14 protein-coding genes are annotated in these 15,838 nt (G+C 62.2%); 4 read left to right on the top strand and 10 right to left on the bottom strand.

Annotated elements, in window-relative coordinates:
* Positions 1 to 77 precede the first annotated feature (77 nt).
* The 5 genes from E2A64_RS07810 to E2A64_RS07790 all read right to left on the bottom strand — a co-directional run bounded on the left by E2A64_RS07810 (position 78) and on the right by E2A64_RS07790 (position 3,995).
* Positions 78 to 395: an integration host factor subunit alpha gene (locus E2A64_RS07810; RefSeq protein WP_133283815.1), complete on the bottom strand. Its 318-nt coding sequence runs from the start codon at positions 393 to 395 to the stop codon at positions 78 to 80.
* 197 nt (positions 396 to 592) lie between these two features.
* On the bottom strand, positions 593 to 1,564 hold the full coding sequence (locus tag E2A64_RS07805; RefSeq protein ID WP_133283814.1) for a beta-ketoacyl-ACP synthase III: 972 nt from the start codon (positions 1,562 to 1,564) through the stop codon (positions 593 to 595).
* On the bottom strand, positions 1,564 to 2,631 hold the full coding sequence (gene plsX, locus E2A64_RS07800) for a phosphate acyltransferase PlsX (protein WP_133283813.1): 1,068 nt from the start codon (positions 2,629 to 2,631) through the stop codon (positions 1,564 to 1,566). The genes E2A64_RS07805 and plsX overlap by 1 nt, the downstream gene beginning before the upstream one ends.
* Before the next feature lie 216 nt (positions 2,632 to 2,847).
* Positions 2,848 to 3,405, bottom strand: coding sequence for a YceD family protein (locus E2A64_RS07795; protein WP_133283812.1), 558 nt, complete (start codon positions 3,403 to 3,405; stop codon positions 2,848 to 2,850).
* 5 nt (positions 3,406 to 3,410) lie between these two features.
* Positions 3,411 to 3,995, bottom strand: coding sequence for a ubiquinol-cytochrome C chaperone family protein (locus E2A64_RS07790; protein WP_133283811.1), 585 nt, complete (start codon positions 3,993 to 3,995; stop codon positions 3,411 to 3,413).
* Between the two features lie 152 nt (positions 3,996 to 4,147).
* Here E2A64_RS07790 and E2A64_RS07785 point away from each other — a divergent pair, with 152 nt between their 5' ends.
* Positions 4,148 to 4,657: an outer membrane protein assembly factor BamE gene (locus E2A64_RS07785; RefSeq protein ID WP_133283810.1), complete on the top strand. Its 510-nt coding sequence runs from the start codon at positions 4,148 to 4,150 to the stop codon at positions 4,655 to 4,657.
* Positions 4,658 to 4,736: 79 nt separating this feature from the next.
* On the opposite strand, the gene E2A64_RS07780 is transcribed toward E2A64_RS07785, so the two are convergent.
* The 5 genes from E2A64_RS07780 to E2A64_RS07760 form a co-directional block, all read right to left on the bottom strand.
* The gene (locus E2A64_RS07780) at positions 4,737 to 6,881 is read right to left on the bottom strand and encodes a sodium-translocating pyrophosphatase (RefSeq protein ID WP_133283809.1); all 2,145 of its coding nucleotides are present in this window, start codon (positions 6,879 to 6,881) and stop codon (positions 4,737 to 4,739) included.
* Between the two features lie 206 nt (positions 6,882 to 7,087).
* Positions 7,088 to 8,332 (bottom strand): MFS transporter, encoded by a 1,245-nt coding sequence (locus E2A64_RS07775; RefSeq protein ID WP_244598178.1) that lies wholly within the window; start codon positions 8,330 to 8,332, stop codon positions 7,088 to 7,090.
* A gap of 11 nt (positions 8,333 to 8,343) precedes the next feature.
* A complete protein-coding gene (nusB, locus tag E2A64_RS07770) occupies positions 8,344 to 8,838 on the bottom strand; it encodes a transcription antitermination factor NusB (protein WP_133283808.1) in 495 nt (164 codons plus the stop codon).
* A gap of 4 nt (positions 8,839 to 8,842) precedes the next feature.
* Complete coding sequence (gene ribH, locus E2A64_RS07765; protein ID WP_133283807.1) at positions 8,843 to 9,298, bottom strand: 6,7-dimethyl-8-ribityllumazine synthase; 456 nt, start codon at positions 9,296 to 9,298, stop codon at positions 8,843 to 8,845.
* 172 nt (positions 9,299 to 9,470) lie between these two features.
* Complete coding sequence (locus E2A64_RS07760; protein ID WP_280177525.1) at positions 9,471 to 11,096, bottom strand: MFS transporter; 1,626 nt, start codon at positions 11,094 to 11,096, stop codon at positions 9,471 to 9,473.
* Positions 11,097 to 11,409: 313 nt separating this feature from the next.
* Between E2A64_RS07760 and E2A64_RS07755 the strand changes: the two genes are divergently transcribed.
* The 3 genes from E2A64_RS07755 to E2A64_RS07745 all read left to right on the top strand — a co-directional run bounded on the left by E2A64_RS07755 (position 11,410) and on the right by E2A64_RS07745 (position 15,822).
* Entirely contained in the window at positions 11,410 to 13,107 is a 1,698-nt protein-coding gene (locus E2A64_RS07755) for a methyl-accepting chemotaxis protein (RefSeq protein WP_133283806.1), read from the top strand.
* A gap of 505 nt (positions 13,108 to 13,612) precedes the next feature.
* Positions 13,613 to 15,124, top strand: a complete 1,512-nt coding sequence (locus E2A64_RS07750) for a methyl-accepting chemotaxis protein (RefSeq protein ID WP_133284308.1) — start codon at positions 13,613 to 13,615, stop codon at positions 15,122 to 15,124.
* Between the two features lie 107 nt (positions 15,125 to 15,231).
* The gene (locus E2A64_RS07745) at positions 15,232 to 15,822 is read left to right on the top strand and encodes a hemerythrin domain-containing protein (RefSeq protein WP_133283805.1); all 591 of its coding nucleotides are present in this window, start codon (positions 15,232 to 15,234) and stop codon (positions 15,820 to 15,822) included.
* Positions 15,823 to 15,838: the final 16 nt, after the last annotated feature.

The following is a 15,838-nucleotide window of genomic DNA, read 5'->3' as shown; positions in this document are numbered from 1 at the left end:
TGCCCCGGGACGCAAAGTCCCGGGTTTCCGGCCCGCTTGCGAGCGCGACACGGCCGGCGGGCGGCCCCAAAGGGCGTTCAGCCCTTCGGCTTGCTCTTCTGATGTCCCTTGAGGACCCGGTTCTTGAGAACGTTCGAAGCCTTGAAGGTCATGACGCGACGAGGAGAAATCGGCACTTCCTCACCGGTCTTGGGGTTTCGGCCGATGCGTTCCTTCTTGTCGCGCACCTGAAACGTCGCGAAGGAGGAAAGCTTGACGCTGTCGCCCCGCACAATGGCGTTGCAGACTTCGTCGATGACCATCTCGACCAATTCCGCAGACTCGGTCCGCGAAAGCCCGACCTTCCGAAATACGGCTTCGGCGAGATCAGCGCGTGTTACGGTTTTACCAGTCATGAATCCCTGCCACCGTGCTGCTCCCCATCGAAACAGCCGGATTCAACTTTAGGAGCCATGTCTGCCGAGGTCAAGTAACCCACTGACACCATTGGGCCAGTGGCGGAAAAAAGCGCGGCCGCCAGTGTCAACGCAAAATGAAAATCGCGCCGATCACATCCCGTTTCGGGTCACAGAGGCGGATGAACGGCGCGCCGTTACCAGCGGACGAGCACCGAACCCCAGGTAAAGCCGCCGCCCATGGCTTCGAGCAGAACGAGATCGCCTTCCTTGATCTTGCCTGCGGATGCAGCCTCGTTGAGGGCCAGCGGGATCGAAGCGGCAGAGGTGTTGCCGTGCTTGTCGACCGTCAGGACCACCTTCTCATCGGCAATTCCGAGCTTCTTCGCGGAGGCCTCGATGATGCGGCGATTGGCCTGGTGGGGCACGAACCAGTCGATATCCTCCGACGACAGGCCGGTGGCATCATAGGCGGCTTCGATGACATCCGTGATCATGCCGACCGCGTGCTTGAAGACTTCCCTGCCCTGCATGCGCAACTGGCCCACGGTTCCGGTGGAGGACGGACCGCCATCGACGTAAAGCTTGTCCTTGTGGGCGCCGTCCGAGCGCAGATGGGCGGTCAGGATGCCGCGATCCGAGGTGACGCCCTCGCCTTCGCGCGCCTCGATGATCACCGCGCCGGCACCGTCGCCGAAGAGCACGCAGGTGGTGCGGTCGGTCCAGTCGAGAATGCGGGAGAAGGTTTCCGCACCAATGACCAGCACGCGCCGGGCCATTCCGCTCAGGACATAGTTGTTGGCGGTCGTCAGCGCGAAGATGAAGCCCGAGCAGACAGCCTGCACATCGAAGGCCGCACCGTGATGCATGCCGAGGCGGTTCTGGATATTCACCGCGGTCGCCGGGAAGGTGTTGTCGGGCGTCGAGGTCGCGACGATGATCAGATCGATGTCGTCGGCGGTCAGGCCGGCGCGATCGAGCGCCTGGCGGGCCGCAGCCTCGCCGAGCGATGCCGTGGTCTCGGTTTCGTCGGCAATGTAACGCTGGCGGATGCCGGTTCTCTGGGCAATCCATTCGTCGCTGGTTTCGACGATGCCCTCGATCTCGGAGTTCGCCATCGCCTTTTTCGGCAGGGCAGCCCCGTACCCGCAAATTACTGACCTGATCATTACGCCTTGTCCTGCTCGCCACTCTTCGTATCGGCATCGGAAGCGCCGACGCGCCGGGAGTGGTAGAAATTGAGATCGTGCTCGATGCGGGCTTTCAGCCCTTCGCGCGCCATGTCGAAACCGACATCGACGGCGTTGGCGAAGCCGTCGGCATCCGCACCGCCATGCGACTTGATCACGACACCATTAAGGCCGAGAAACACCCCGCCATTGACTTTTCCCGGGTCCATCTTTTCGCGCAGGCGGTCGAAGGCGCCCTTGGCCAGCAGATAGCCCAGCTTGGCCGTCCAGGTGCGCGACATCGCCGAGCGCAGATATTGAGCGATCTGGCGCGCCGTGCCCTCGGCGGTCTTGAGCGCGATATTGCCGACGAAGCCTTCGGTCACGACCACGTCCACCGTGCCCTTGCCCAGGTCGTCGCCCTCGACGAATCCATGATAGGCCAGATTGGGCATGTTGGCCTCGCGAATGAGACGGCCGGCCTCCTTGACCTCCTCATTGCCCTTGATCTCCTCGACGCCGACATTGAGCAGACCGATGCTCGGGCGCTCGATGGCGAAGAGCGCGCGCGACATGGCGGCTCCCATCATCGCGAAATCGATGAGCTGCTGGGCATCGGCGCCCACCGTGGCACCGACGTCCAGAACAATGGATTCGCCGCGCATCGTCGGCCAGATCGCGGCGATCGCCGGGCGCTCGATATTGGCCATCGTGCGCAGGCAGAATTTCGACATCGCCATCAGCGCACCGGTGTTTCCGGCGGAAATGCAGACATCGGCATCGCCGTTCTTCACGCTCTCGATGGCGCGCCACATGGAGGAACGGTAGCGGCCCTGACGCAGCGCCTGGCTCGGTTTTTCATCCATCGCCACGGCCATTTCGGCGGGCACGAAGGTGGAGGCCTGCTTGAGCGGCTGGTACTTTTCAAGAATGGGTTCGCACTCGGCGGCAAGACCATGAAGGACGAAACGGATATCGGGATGGCGCTCGAGCGCCAGGGCCGCACCGGGAATCGTGACCGACGGTCCGTGGTCACCTCCCATCAAATCCACTGAAATGCGTACCACGCGCCCTACTTCTCCCCTGCATTAAAGCAGATGTTAATTCTCGAATGTCCGTTTTCCAAGCCCGGCCGGTGAGCGGCGTGCAAAACGGCGTCCCTCTTGCCGACGTGTCCCGGCCGTTTCGCGCCAGGGTGGCGCGCACTTTGAACGAGCGCGCAGAAAATACCCGTTTTCATCTGCCGCACAACCGCTTTGTGGAAAGCGGCCGCAACGCCCGGATCACTCGCCTTCATTCCCGGGCTTGGCGAATTTGAGGACCGCAAAGGGCGATTCCTTCTTGTCCTCGGCGGGATCGGATTCGATGAATCCCTCGAATTCGACGCCTTCCTTGCGCGGATAGGGATCAATGGCAAGCGCCGCGAATTCGGCCGCGACGGCTCCCAGATCGATCGAATCGCCGGTGAAGGTCTCGGGGATATCGGCTCCCTCGGGATCGACCACGAGCTCTCCGTCGGTCGTATCCTGACGGGCAAGCCGGGAATTTTCCGGCACGAAAAGCGCCTCGAAACGTTCCGCGATGTCCTGTTCCACCGGTTCGAGCGTCACCACGCATTCCTGCACGATACGGACCTTGACCTCGCCCTTGACGCGCACGCCGTCACGCTTCCAGCGGGCAACGGAGGCCTCGCCGGAGAAGGATTCGACCGCAGGCACATCCCATATCCTGGCGATCTCCCTGCGTTCGGCCTCATCGGCCTCGAAGGTCACGGTGATCGGATTGGCAGCGACATGGCCGACTCGGACCTTGTAACTGTATGCTTGTTTCTCGGTCGTCATATCTCTCAAGCCTTCCGGCTGTTTTCCGCGTTATGGGTATCCGGGCCCGTGTCGGGGCCGGCATCGGGAAACGTCACACGTCCAGCCTCGAATTCGGCTGCGGATACCTCGGCGAGTATTCCGTTCGTCTCCACCATGTAACGCGCGAGCGCCGTCATGGCAGGCCTTGCGTCACCTGCCTCCGGGTGAATGTTGCGTCCCAAGGCTGCCGCCAGCGCATCGGCATCGCCTGCCGCGATCGCTTCCTCGTAGCTCTTGGCGCGACCATAGAACATATGGCTGAACTTCTTCATCCGCTTGGGAACCGAGGTGTCGCCGATTCCCAGTTCGCGGATCGAATGGTCCACATCCTCGAAGAAGGCATCCACGATTTCCTGGGCGATCCGGGCAGCGGTCTCGCCGGCCTTGTTGGATGCCCTGAGATAGAGGATCAGGTGGACCGAGATCATCTCGAAGCGCCCCATTACCGTATCGGGCACATCCATCGACGCATAAAATACCGGCCGACGGGCGGCGTTGGTGATCAGCTCGTACTGGCGTTCGATCACCTGACGGTTGGATTTTTTTCGTTGAAATAGCGAGAAGATCATCAAATTGCCTTTTATGGCAGTTGGGTAGCGCTGTCCGGCCACAGTTGCATCGGGACGGAAGCTGGTTTACCGAATGGGGCGCAAAAGGCAATGGCCGTTCCCGTGCCCCTCGGAATCGGGATTTTGATAGCGCTGCGTACGCCCCAGGGGAGATGTCGTTGACGAATAGATTTTTCAAGGCAGCAGACAGGAACATGGTCCTGGGCGCGGCAATGGTCGCGATCTCGGCCGTTGCGGTTTCCGGCTGCACGACCAAGGAAGTTTTCAATCAGGGTTATGTGATCGACCAGAATGCGCTCGAACTGACACCGGTCGGTTCCAGCCGCGAGCAGGTTCTGCTGTCTCTCGGCACGCCCTCGACCACTGCGACCTTCGACAACGAGGTGTTCTACTACATATCGCAGAAGCGCGTTCGCGGTGCCGCCTTCATGAAGAGCAAGCTCGTCGACCAGAACGTGCTGGCGGTCTATTTCGACGAGGAAGGCACCGTCAGCAACATTGCCAATTACACGCTCAAGGACGGCAGGGCGTTCGACATGATCTCGCGCACGACGCCGACTGCGAGCAAGGACGAGACCTTCATTCTGCAGATCCTGCAGGGTGCCGGTGGTGCGGGTACCGCAAACTCGGTGGCAAAGTCGATATTCGGCACCGGCGGCTGACGCGACCGCCGGACGCAAGCCGACATAAAAAACCCCCGCCGGATCTCTCCCGCGGGGGTTTTCTTTTCAGCTCCCCGTATCAGCCCGAGTGGGCCAGCACGGCGAGAAGCAGAAGGGCCACGATATTGGTGATCTTGATCGCCGGGTTGACGGCCGGACCGGCGGTATCCTTGTAGGGATCGCCCACCGTGTCGCCGGTCACCGAAGCCTTGTGCGCTTCCGAGCCCTTCTCGTGCCTGGTGCCGTCCTTGTCGACAAAACCATCCTCGAAGGATTTCTTGGCATTGTCCCAGGCGCCCCCGCCCGACGTCATCGAAATGGCGACGAACAGGCCGTTGACGATCACGCCGAGCAGCGAGGCGCCGAGTGCGGCAAAAGCCGAGGCGCGGGAACCCGATATCAGCAGCACGCCGAAATAGACGACGAGCGGCGCCAGTACCGGCAGAAGCGAGGGAATGATCATCTCCTTGATCGCAGCCTTGGTCAGCATGTCGACCGCACGACCGTAGTCGGGCTTCTCCCTGCCTTCCATGATGCCCGGCTTTTCGCGGAACTGCCTACGCACCTCCTCGACCACCGCGCCCCCTGCCCGGCCGACCGCCGTCATCGCGATGCCGCCGAACAGATAGGGGATCAGGCCGCCGAAGATCAGGCCCGCGACCACATAGGGGTTGGAGAGCGAGAAAGAGATGTCTCCCATATCCGCGAAATACGGATAGGTGTCCGCATTGGCCGCGAAGAACTGGAGGTCGTTCGAATAGGCGGCGAAGAGCACCAGCGCGCCGAGACCGGCCGAACCGATCGCGTAGCCCTTGGTGACAGCCTTCGTCGTATTGCCCACGGCATCCAGCGCATCCGTCGACTTGCGGACTTCGGACGGCAGACCGGACATTTCGGCAATGCCGCCGGCATTGTCGGTGACCGGACCGAAGGCGTCGAGCGCGACGATCATGCCGGCGATGCCGAGCATGGCGGTGACCGCAATGCCGGTTCCGAACAGACCGCCCAGCTGGAAGGTCGCGATGATCCCCGCCACGATGACGATCGCCGGCATGGCGGTCGATTCGAGCGAGACCGCGAGGCCCTGGATGACGTTCGTCCCGTGGCCGGTGACCGATGCCTGGCTGATCGAGTTGACCGGACGCTTGTTGGTGCCGGTGTAGTATTCGGTGATCACCACGATCAACGCGGTGACGATCAGCCCGACGATACCGCACCAGAACAGGTTCATGCCGTTGACCACGGTGCCGTTCGTCATCGTCATGTCGCCGAAGCCGACGGTGGCCCAGGTGGCAAGCCCGAGACCGACGATCGAAAGCGCACCGGTGACGACGAGCCCCTTGTAGAGGGCGCCCATGATCGAGCCGTTGGCGCCGAGCTTGACGAAGAAGGTGCCGATGATCGAGGTGATGATCGAAGCCCCGCAGATCGCCAGCGGATAGAGCATCGTGGCGCCAAGCACCGCCGAACCGCCGAAGAAGATGGCGGCCAGCACCATGGTTGCGACCACGGTCACGGCATAGGTTTCGAACAGGTCTGCGGCCATGCCGGCGCAATCGCCGACATTGTCGCCGACGTTATCGGCAATGGTGGCCGGATTGCGCGGATCGTCCTCGGGGATACCGGCCTCGACCTTGCCGACGAGGTCGCCGCCGACATCGGCACCCTTGGTGAAGATACCGCCGCCCAGACGGGCGAAGATGGAAATGAGCGATGCGCCGAAGCCGAGGGCGACCAGCGCGTCGATGACCGAACGGCTGTCGGGCGAAAGCCCCATCATGCCCGTCAGATAGCCGTAATAGACGGAGACGCCCAGAAGCGCGAGGCCGGCCACCAGCATGCCGGTGATGGCGCCCGACTTGAAGGCGACGTCGAGGCCGGCGGCAAGACTGCCGGCTGCGGCCTGGGCGGTGCGCACATTGGCGCGGACCGAGACGTGCATGCCGATGAAACCCGCCACGCCGGACAGGATGGCGCCGATCAGGAAGCCGACCGCGGCGAGCGCCCCGAGAAGGATCCAGGTCAGCACGAAAACGACGGCGCCGACGATGGCAATGGTGGTGTATTGGCGCGAGAGATAGGCCTGAGCCCCCTCCCGGATGTAACCAGCGATCTCCTGCATGCGTTCATTGCCCTGGTCGGCTGCGAGAACCGAGCGGACAGCCCAGATCGCGTAAACGATGGACAACAGGCCACATGCAATGACGGCCATGAGTATGGTCATGCGTTCATTCCTCCAGAAGACGGCCGGTCTCTCTAGTCCCCCCGGCCGAGAAACACATTTGGCGAAATTGGGAAGAGCCCCAACTCCCAGGTGTCGGGGCGGATGTTGCGGCAGGGCTTATACATCGTCAAGGGCGCACCCTCGCGCGCCCGAGATGCCAGTGCAATTTTGCGGGAAAAGGGACTGGAATGAAGATCAGTCGAAGGTCAGAGGGCGGCGGCGCGGCGGTCGGAGAGCATCTGCAGGCCCAGAACGGACAGACAGAAGAGCGCCACCGGCCAGAACGTCATGCTCAACGTTTCCCAGCCCCAGGCGTTGAGAACCTTGCCGGACATCAGCGATGAAAGCGCCACGCAGCCGAACAGGGTGACATCGTGGAAGCCCTGTACGGCGTTCCTTTCAGAGGCGTGATAGGTGCTTGTGACCATCGCGGTCGCGCCGATGAAGCCGAAATTCCAGCCAACACCGAGAAGAATGAGCGCGAGCCAGAAGTTCCACAACTCGATACCCGCATGGGCAACGATCGCGCAGCCGAGCAGAATCAGGAGGCCGACCCCCGTGATCACGTCGCGACCGAAACGGCGGATCAGCCGGCCGGTGATGAAGCTCGGCGCAAACATCGCCATGACGTGCCACTGGATGCCGAGTGTGGCGAGGTTCGGTGAGAAGCCGCAGCCGACCATGGCGAGCGGCGCGCCGGTCATCATGAACGACATCAGCGCATAGGTGCCGATGCCGCAGATCATCGCAGTGATGAAGCGGCGCTGGGTGATGACCGCGAGCAGCGGGCGCGCCGGCCTGTCGTCGTGATCCTCGTCACCGGCCACCGTATCCTGCGGGATCTTGAGGAACGTCAGGATCAGGATCGACAGCGCTGCCAGCGGCAGGATGGCGAGGAACGAACCGGCAAAGCTCACCGGCGCGAAGAATTCGCGCGTGTAGATGACAGTCTGCGGGCCGATGATGGCTGCGAAAACGCCGCCCGCGAGAACCCACGAGATGGCCGAAGCCTTGAACGAGGTCGGCGCGCCGTCGGCGGCGGCAAAGCGATATTGCTGCGTGAAGGCCGCGCCCATGCCGATGATGACGAGGCCGACGATGAAGAGGATGAAATCGGAGCGGAACAGCGCGATCGCCGCAACAAGCCCGCCCAGCGCCAGCGAGGCTGCCCCCGTCATGAAACCGTAGCGTCGGCCGATCTGGCGCATGAGCCAAGCTGCCGGCAATGCTCCGAAAGCCACGCCGATATTGAAGCCGGTGACCGGTGCGGTTGCCAGCGACTTGTCGGCGCCCAGCAGATAGAAGCCGGCAAGACCGCCGAGCGAAATCGAGATGGGGCTTGCGGAACCGGCGACAGCCTGGGTCGCGGCAAGGAGAAGTGCATTGCGTCGCGCCAACGCCATTCTGGCATGAAGCCGTCCAGGTCCGTCGGCGCTATCGGCAACACTCATTGACCGGTTCCCTATTCCGCCTTCTTGTCCGCCGGCTTCTGTCGCTTGCGGCGGGCGAGACGGTCGAGGACCGCATTGACGATCTTGGGCTCCTCGTCCTCGTAGAAGGCGCGGGCGATATCGACATATTCGTTGACGATGACCGCCGTGGGCACATCCTGCTTGAACTCGATCTCCCAGGCGCCGGCGCGCAGGATCGCGCGCAGCGTGGCATCGAGGCGCGAGAGCGGCCAGTCCTCGGTCAGCGAGGCGCGGATCTCGGGATCGAGATCGCGCTGGGTCTCGACCACGCCCGCGACGATGGCGCGGAACCAGGCCGGGTCGGCCTTGAGATATTGTTCGCCGTCGATCTCCTGACCGAGACGATGGTTCTCGTACTCGCTCACGATCTCCATCAGACCATTGCCGGCGACGTCCATCTGGTAGAGCGCCTGGACGGCGGCCAGACGGGCGGCACCGCGCTGATTGGCGTGTTTCATCACCGGGGCCTTCGGGTCCTTCGCCATGTCCTCAGTTCCCCAGCTTTTCACGCAGCGCGATCATCGAAAGCGCCGCACGGGCGGCAAAACCGCCCTTGTCGAGATTGTCGGGGGACACGCGCGCCCAGGCCTGGGCCTCGTTCTCGACGGTCATGATGCCGTTGCCGAGCGCAAGCGATTCCGAAACCGCGAGGTTCATCAGACCACGTGAACTCTCGTTGGACACGATATCGAAGTGATAGGTTTCTCCGCGGATGACGACACCGAGCGCGATGAAGCCGTCATAGACCGTGCCGCCATCCTCGGTGGCGTCGAGAGCCATGGCGATCGCCGGCGGAATTTCCAGGCAACCGGGAACGGTGATGGCTTCCCAGGTCGCACCCGCGGCTTCAAGAGCTGCGGTTGCGCCGGCCAGGAGCGCGTCCGACATGTCGTCGTAAAAACGGGCCTCGACGATGAGAATGTGCGGCGCGGATTGGGATGACATGACGAACCTCGGAGAATTCCCTTGAGCGGCAGGCGGCACGGAACGTGCCCGCCCCCTGAAACAGAATGGCGGTAAAATCACTTTGTCCGCCGCTTGGCAAGTCAATTCAGGTATTCGCGCCGCTCATGGCAGCCGGGTCGCCTGCCCGATGCAGCGCGCGGCGCGGGAGGCGCTACTGATCCGCGGTATAAGGCTTGAGCGGCATGTCGTCTGTCAACGGCACGGTCTGGCGTTCGATCATCCGGTGAACGCGGATGGGGCCCTGCCCCTTGTGAAGCTCGCGCAGCTTCTCCGTGACCTCGGCGTCGCCCTTGGTGCGGCGCTCGTTGTGGCGGACATATTCGATCCAGGTGGCGACGTGATAGGTCTCCGTCCAGATGTCCGGATTTTCGAGATCGCGCAGCAGCGCCCATTGCCGCGCGCCGTCACGAATGCGGATGCGGCGGCGATCGGCCATCAGCGCAAGAAAGCGCGGCACGTCTCTCTGATCGATCTCGTAATCCACCATCACCATGATCGGACCGCTTCGGGTCTTCAGGTCAAGCCGCAGTTCGGGTTCGCGGAAGCGGCCCAGCGGATCGAGCTCGTCGCCACCCGCATCCGGCAGGGAAAAGAAGTACCCGATGACGGCACCCGCCACGAGCAGCGCGCCGGCAATGGCAAGCGACGCCGAAGAGCCGTGGGCGCCGGCAAATCCGCCCCAGAGCCAGCTTCCCAGCGCCATGCCGCCGAAGACGCAGGACTGGTAGATGGCGAGCGCGCGCCCCACCACCCAGCGCGGGGTGGAAAGCTGCACCGTCACGTTGAACAGCGACAGCGCGAGAAGCCAGCTGGCACCCGCGACGGTCAGGACGAGACAGTCGACGATCAGGTTGGTCGATTGCGACAATGCGAACAGGGACAGGGCCATCGCGACGAAACATCCGCGCACGATGTGCTCATTGTCGAAGCTCGCGCGCAGTTTCAGGCTCGAAAGTGCGCCGGCGATCGCGCCGACACCGTAAAATCCCAGAAGCAGGCCATAGGTCACGGCCGTTCCGGCCAGGATGTCCCGGGCAATCAGCGGCAGCAGGGCCAGAACCGCCACCGCGCCGAGACCGAAGACGAAACCGCGCGAGAGAACCCGCAGAAGCTTCGGCGACATGCCGACATAACGGACACCGGCGCTGACGGCGAGCATGAAGGGTTCGCGAGGCAGGCCCCTTTCCGGAACCGGCCGACGCCAGAAGAACAGCGCGGCCAGGAGGAAGACATAGCTGCCCGCATTGACCGCGAAGGCGAGCGCCGCGCCCGCAACGGAAACCAGGAAGCCTCCGAATGCCGGACCCACCGAGCGCATCAGGTTGAAGCCCATGGAGTTCAGGAGCACCGCCGAAGGCACATTCTCGCGCGGGACGATGTCGCGCACCGAGGATTGCCAGGCGGGGTTGTTGAGCGCAGTCCCGCAGCCGATGAGAAAGGTGAAGGCCAGAAGCGACCATGGGGTGAGAAGATCGAACCAGGCGGCCAGCGTCAGCCCTATCGAGACCACAAACATGAAGCCCTGAGCGAAAATCATCAGCTTCCGGCGATCAAAGGAGTCGGCCAATGCCCCTGCAGGCAGGGCGAACAGCATGATCGGCAGCGTATTGGAGGCCGCCACCAGCGCGACCTGCACCGGCGAGGTGGAAATCGAGGTCATCATCCAGCCGGCGCCGACGGTTTGAACCAGCGTTCCGAGATTGGAGACGAGTGTCGCCGACCAGAGCATGCGGTAGGTGCCGTTTTCGAGGAGGTCGAGCGGGGATCCGGTTTTCAATGGCCTGGTACTTTCTGATCTGAACTGGCGGTCCCTTCAAGATCACCAGATCGCATGCGGTGCTTCAAAAATTCACACACCCCTCCGCGCAGTCAATCTGCAGTAAAAATCATAAATTTCAAGGGGATGGACGCGCGAATATCCTCCATTCCGTAATTTTACCGACCCCTCATTATATAGGGTATTTTTAATACCTGCTCTTCATACCCTATCAATGCGCCCCCGTTAGTTCTCATGCCGAACATCACGTTATTGGCGCCTGAATCATGAGAACGATCGCCGGAGAGTGACGAGCAAAGAAGGAGATAGTGGGATGAGAATAGGCTTCCTTTCTTCCGGGCACCAGACCAAGGGAATTTTCGACGCCGTCGACAAGTCCATGGCCATGATCGAATTCGATCTGTCCGGTAATATCCTCCATGCCAACAAGAATTTCCTGGATGCCGTCGGCTATGAACTCAAGGACATAGTCGGCAAGCACCACAGGATCTTTGTCGACCCCAGGATCGCCGACACCAGCGAATATCGCGCGTTCTGGGCCAAGCTGGCTGCGGGCGAGCATGACAGCGGCCGCTACAAGCGCTTCGGCAAGGGGGGCCGGGAGATCTGGCTCGAGGCGTCCTACAATCCGATCCTGCGCAACGGCAAACCGGTCAAGATCGTCAAGTTTGCGACGAACATCACCGAAAACATCCGCCGGTCCACGGAATCGAGAGGCATGATCGCCGCGCTTTCCCGCTCACAGGCGGTCATCGAGTTCGAGATCGACGGCACGATCATCACCGCCAACGAGAATTTCCTGGCGACAATGGGCTACAGACTGGACGAGATTGCCGGCAGGCACCACTCGATGTTCTGCGAGAAGGACTACGCAGCGAGCGCTGAGTATCGCGAATTCTGGGCGACCCTCGCCAAGGGCGAGTTCAAATCCGACGAGTTCCTCCGGATTGGCAAGAACAGCAAGCGGATCCATATCCAGGCCACATACAATCCGATCATCGACGATGAAGGGCGCGTCCTGAAGGTCGTGAAATTCGCTTCCGACGTGACCGAGCGCGTCGCCAATGTCGAGACACTGGGCAAGGCGCTCACGGCGATGTCGGAAGGCGACCTTTCGTTGCACATCCATACACCATTCATCCCGGCGCTCGACAAAGTCAGGACCGACTTCAATCGCTCGGTTGAACATCTGTCCGAAGCCATGAGCCAGGTGACGACGAACGCGTCGTCCATCGATGCCGCCGCGAACGAGGTTCGCAACGCGTCCGGTTCCCTCGCGCAACGCTCGGAACGCCAGGCCGCGTCCGTTGAAGAAACCGCCGCCGCGCTCGAGGAAATCACCACCACCGTGGTGGATGCCGCGCAGCGCGCCAAGGAGGCGGGCGCACTTGCAAACGAAACCCGGGAAAGTGCCGAAAGGGCCGGAAAGATCGTATCCGACGCCGTCGAGGCGATGGGGCTGATCGAGAATTCGTCGAGCGAGATCAGCAAGATCATCAGCGTCATCGATACAATTGCCTTCCAGACCAATCTTCTGGCGCTCAATGCCGGCGTCGAGGCCGCGCGCGCAGGTGAAGCCGGCAAGGGGTTTGCCGTCGTCGCCCAGGAAGTGCGTGAACTCGCCCAGCGCTCGGCCACCGCGGCAAAGGAGATCAACGAACTGATCTCGGCCTCGACCGGCCATGTCGGAAAGGGTGTGCGACTGGTCGGGGCGACCGGCGAAACCCTGGCCAATATCGTCGAGCAGATCAGCAACGTGGCCGCGAACGTGGACAGGATCGTGACCGCGTCGCAGGAGCAGTCAGTCGGGCTTCGCGAGATCAACCAGGCCGTCAACACGATCGACGAGGGGACGCAGCAGAACGCCGCCATGGTGGAAGAGTCCGCCGCTGCGGCGCATAGCCTTTCAACCGAAGCGGCGTCCCTGTTCGAACTGGTGGCCAGGTTCAAGCTGAGGAACGATCAGGACGGTTCGAAGGCCGTCAGGTCCGTGTCTTCGCGCGCTGCCTGACGATACCATCCCTGCTGAAGGACAGCCCCGGAGCCCCCGCTCCGGGGCAATTTTCGTCTTCGAGCATGGCACTGTCCTCCCCTCCGCCCCGGCACGGCCATGGTGGCAGAGTTTGCGCGACAGTCCCTCCGTGCAGCACCTCCCCGCCCGCGCCCCACAGCGGAAAATTTCGGCACACGATGTCACGCCGCCCGAGAACTCAATCTCCACGTGCCCCGGCTCTCATCGACCCGACAAGGTAGATAGGTCAAAAATTGCGGTGCCAATTCACCCCGCATAAATATCTGGGCCGCAGATTTACAACCATGCAGGGAGGGTTGCGACCCCGGCAGCCATGACGGCAACGCCATGTGAGTTTCCTCTGCCATGTTGAAAAACCGGCGTTATCGACGCCGCGCGGTTATTCTTTCCGCGTTGTTTTGGGGGAAACATTGTGATTTTCAGTAGAAACCCGGTGGTGCAATCCAGCAAGGCCGATGAAACGCTGGCCGCAATCAGCAAGTCGATGGCCATTATTGAATTCGAGCTGGACGGCACGATTATCACCGCCAACGAGAATTTCTGCGCCGCACTCGGCTACACGCTCGACGAGATCAAGGGCAAGCATCATTCCATCTTCGTCGAGCCGGAAGTGGTCGGATCGGATTCCTACCGCGGCTTCTGGCACAAGCTGGGAACGGGCGCCTTCGACAGTGGTCGCTACAAGCGCATCTGCAAGGATGGCAAGGAAATCTGGATCGAAGCCTCCTACAACCCGGTCTTTCACGATGGCACGCCCTACAAGGTGGTGAAATTCGCAACAGACATCACCGCGAGCGTCAAGAAAGCGGCCGAAACGGAGGGCAAGATGACCGCCCTCTCCCGCTCCCAGGCGATCATCGAATTCGAGATCGACGGCACCATCATCACCGCCAACGAGAATTTCCTCGCGACCCTGGGCTACCGGCTCGAAGAGATCGAAGGCAAGCATCACTCGATCTTCTGCGAACCGTCCTATGTGGCGAGCGGGGAGTATCGCGATTTCTGGCCGAACCTTGCTTCGGGCCACTTCAGTTCCGGCGAATTCAAGCGCTACGGAAGAGGCGGAACGGAAATCTGGATCCAGGCGACCTACAATCCGATCTTCGACGCCGACGGCAGGGTCTTCAAGGTCGTCAAGTTCGCCAGCGACATCACCGAGCGCGTGAAGACCAACCAGTTCATCGCCGATGCGATGGTACAGGTCAGCGAGAACGCCCGCTCCATCGACGCGGCTGCCGGGGAAGTCCGCCAGGCGTCCGACGAACTGGCGCACCGTTCCGAGCGCCAGGCGGCCTCGGTCGAGCAGACCGCCGCGGCGCTGGAACAGCTGACCACGACGATCAGCGATTCCGCGATGCGCGCCAAGGAAGCCGGCCAATTGGCCAACCGCACCCGCGATACCGCCGAAAAAGCCGGATCGATCGTCAATGACGCGGTGGAAGCCATGGGCCGGATCGAGAACTCCGCAGCCGAGATCAGCAAGATCATCGGCGTCATCGACCAGATCGCCTTCCAGACCAATCTGCTTGCGCTCAATGCGGGCGTCGAGGCGGCACGCGCCGGTGAGGCCGGCAAGGGCTTTGCGGTCGTCGCACAGGAAGTGCGCGAGCTCTCCCAGCGGTCGGCCACGGCGGCCAAGGAGATCAAGGAACTGATCGCCAACTCCGATCGCCATGTGGAAACCGGTGTCGGCCTCGTCGGCAAGACCGGCGAAACCCTCACCTCGATCGTCCAGCAGATCATGGAAGTGGCAACGAATGTCGACGCCATCGTCCGCGCGTCGCAGGAACAGTCGTCCGGCCTCAGCGAGATCAACGAGGCGGTCAACGTGATCGACCAGGGTACGCAGCAAAGTGCGGCCATGTGCGAGGAATCCACTGCCGCCGCCCACACGCTCGCCCGCGAGGCAGCCGATCTCTTCGGCCTCATCGAACAGTTCGAGAAGACGCAGGCAGCGAAGAAGAACGCGTCCGACGCCGTCCAGAAGGCCGCCTGACCTCTAACGACAGGCGCAATGGTGTCGGGCGGCGAGCGCCCGGCATTTCCGTTGTGTCGCTGCAGGCAGGCGCTTGAAATCGCGGCGCAACGCCGTAGGTTCGGGCCATGACCACGACGCCCGATCCCTTTCCTCTCGCCAGCCGAGGCGGACTTCCAGACGACCTCACCCTGCTGGTCTCGCAATATCCGCGCGAGATCTGGCAATCGCATGAAAATCTCGGCGACATGGCGACATTCTGGCTGCAACGCCACGACATGTTCCGCGAGATGGGCGCCATGCTGACGGGCGCAATCGGTGACTGGCGCGAGGGCAGGCTCGAGGACAAGGCGTTCGCCGGTTTCTTCGTACCGCGCCTCAATTGGTATCTCGGCAATCTCGACGGCCACCACAATATCGAGGACCACCACTATTTCCCCGTCTTCCGCAAGGCGGAACCGCGGCTGGTGCGCGGGTTCGACATTCTCGACCGCGATCACCATGTCATCCACGATGCGCTGGAGATGAACGCGGAGGCGGCGCGCGGCTTCCTTGAGGGTCTCGAACAGGGCGGCGATGCGCTCAAGCGCGCAGGCGAGGCCTATGCCACCGAGAACGAGCGGCTGATGGGGTTTCTGACCCGGCATCTCGAAGACGAGGAAGATCTCATCATTCCGGTCATTCTCGATCAGGGCGAGCGCAAACTCGGCGTGACCTGACCGCGGAGAGATCGGA

The sequence above is a fragment of the Pseudohoeflea suaedae genome, from assembly GCF_004354915.1.
In the GTDB taxonomy this organism is placed as follows: domain Bacteria; phylum Pseudomonadota; class Alphaproteobacteria; order Rhizobiales; family Rhizobiaceae; genus Pseudohoeflea; species Pseudohoeflea suaedae.
Note: the sequence above shows the minus strand (reverse complement) of the source record. Positions and strands in the feature narration are given on the sequence as shown.

Coding starts and splice junctions, on each gene's coding strand:
- E2A64_RS07790 (WP_133283811.1), bottom strand. CDS start 3,995: ATGATCTTCTCGCTATTTCAACGAAAAAAATCCAACCGTCAGGTGATC.
- E2A64_RS07755 (WP_133283806.1), top strand. CDS start 11,410: ATGAGAATAGGCTTCCTTTCTTCCGGGCACCAGACCAAGGGAATTTTC.
- E2A64_RS07795 (WP_133283812.1), bottom strand. CDS start 3,405: ATGACGACCGAGAAACAAGCATACAGTTACAAGGTCCGAGTCGGCCAT.
- ribH (WP_133283807.1), bottom strand. CDS start 9,298: ATGTCATCCCAATCCGCGCCGCACATTCTCATCGTCGAGGCCCGTTTT.
- E2A64_RS07750 (WP_133284308.1), top strand. CDS start 13,613: ATGGCCATTATTGAATTCGAGCTGGACGGCACGATTATCACCGCCAAC.
- E2A64_RS07785 (WP_133283810.1), top strand. CDS start 4,148: ATGTCGTTGACGAATAGATTTTTCAAGGCAGCAGACAGGAACATGGTC.
- E2A64_RS07775 (WP_244598178.1), bottom strand. CDS start 8,332: ATGAGTGTTGCCGATAGCGCCGACGGACCTGGACGGCTTCATGCCAGA.
- E2A64_RS07805 (WP_133283814.1), bottom strand. CDS start 1,564: ATGATCAGGTCAGTAATTTGCGGGTACGGGGCTGCCCTGCCGAAAAAG.
- E2A64_RS07780 (WP_133283809.1), bottom strand. CDS start 6,881: ATGACCATACTCATGGCCGTCATTGCATGTGGCCTGTTGTCCATCGTT.
- E2A64_RS07745 (WP_133283805.1), top strand. CDS start 15,232: ATGACCACGACGCCCGATCCCTTTCCTCTCGCCAGCCGAGGCGGACTT.
- E2A64_RS07810 (WP_133283815.1), bottom strand. CDS start 395: ATGACTGGTAAAACCGTAACACGCGCTGATCTCGCCGAAGCCGTATTT.
- nusB (WP_133283808.1), bottom strand. CDS start 8,838: ATGGCGAAGGACCCGAAGGCCCCGGTGATGAAACACGCCAATCAGCGC.